Source organism: Mesorhizobium sp. M7A.F.Ca.AU.001.01.1.1 (genome assembly GCF_004022735.1).
In the GTDB taxonomy this organism is placed as follows: Bacteria; Pseudomonadota; Alphaproteobacteria; order Rhizobiales; family Rhizobiaceae; genus Mesorhizobium; species Mesorhizobium ciceri.
Genome location: NZ_RZPF01001137.1, coordinates 1 through 1,160 on the forward strand (window position 1 = coordinate 1; position 1,160 = coordinate 1,160).

Consider the following 1,160-nt stretch of genomic DNA (forward strand, 5'->3'; position numbering starts at 1 on the left):
ACCTTATCCAATCCCGTGAATTGTGATTTTCCGCTTCTTCTAGCAGAGCCGGCCCCAAAACGGGAAAATAAGTTGGTTACGCGGCCGGGCTGGCGGCGAGGGCCTTGCTGGCAACCACGGCCTCGTAGGCGGCCTGCAAGGTCGCGCGGACAGAAGGGCCAGACATTGTATCGAGCGGCATGCCGAGATGTTCGTGCCGCAACTCGTCCATGAATTTGTCCCACATAGGCTGTCCGCCCTTTTCCAGCAGTTCGGCGCGGATCGACAATTCGTCGCTGACCGGCAGCCAGACGCGGCCCCAGGCGCCGAGATGGGCCAGGATCGGAACCAGCGTGATCGCCATCTCGGTCAGGCTGTAAATCGCCTTCTGCTTGTGCGAGGGATCGTCGGCCTTGGTCAGCATGCCCAGCTCCATCAGGCGCTTCAGCCGGTCGGCGAGGATGTTGGAGGCGATGCCTTCCATCGATCCGTTGAGCAGCTCGCGAAAATGGCGCCTGCCGCCGAAGATCATGTCGCGAAGGATGATCAGGCTCCAGCGGTCGCCGAAGACTTCCAGCGACAGATTGATCGGGCACCCGGACCGGCGATCCATGCTCATGAGATTTTTCTCCAAAACCGGTTGCATTATCGTAGCAGTTTTATTATCGTGCAACCGATTGCAAAATGCAATCAGTTTTGCAGAGAGGAGACTGCGTGATGAGGACCACCGAACGCCCTGAGATTATATCCGAAGTCTTTGGCGATCCGGCGAACCCGCCGCTGTTGCTGATCATGGGAGCGATGGCCTCGATGCTGTGGTGGCCGGAGGCGTTCTGCCGGAAACTGGCCGGTGCCGGCCTGTTCGTGATCCGCTACGACAATCGCGATACCGGCCGTTCGACGAAATACAAGCCGGGAGAGCCGCCCTACACGTTCGATGATATGGCCGACGATGCAATGCATGTTCTGGACGACCACGGCATCGGCAAGGCGCATGTCGTCGGGATGTCGATGGGCGGCATGATCGCGCAGCTTGTGGCGTTGAAACATCCCTCGCGTGTCGTATCTCTGACTGTGATCAGCAGTTCGCCGGTGGGAATCGACACATCCGGCCTTCCCGGGACGACCGAAGCCTACATGGAACACTCGGCCGAGGGCGCCAAAGTCGATTGGTCGGACCG

At 59.6% G+C, this 1,160-nt stretch carries 2 protein-coding genes; one reads left to right on the plus strand and one right to left on the minus strand.

Going from position 1 to position 1,160, the window contains the following annotated elements; all coding sequences use genetic code 11:
* Positions 1-76: 76 nt before the first annotated feature.
* On the minus strand, positions 77-598 hold the full coding sequence (locus EN884_RS36525; protein WP_013529229.1) for a helix-turn-helix domain-containing protein: 522 nt from the start codon (positions 596-598) through the stop codon (positions 77-79).
* 98 nt (positions 599-696) lie between these two features.
* Here EN884_RS36525 and EN884_RS36530 point away from each other — a divergent pair.
* Positions 697-1,160: alpha/beta hydrolase (locus EN884_RS36530; protein ID WP_206617759.1), on the plus strand; the 464-nt coding region annotated here is incomplete at its 3' end.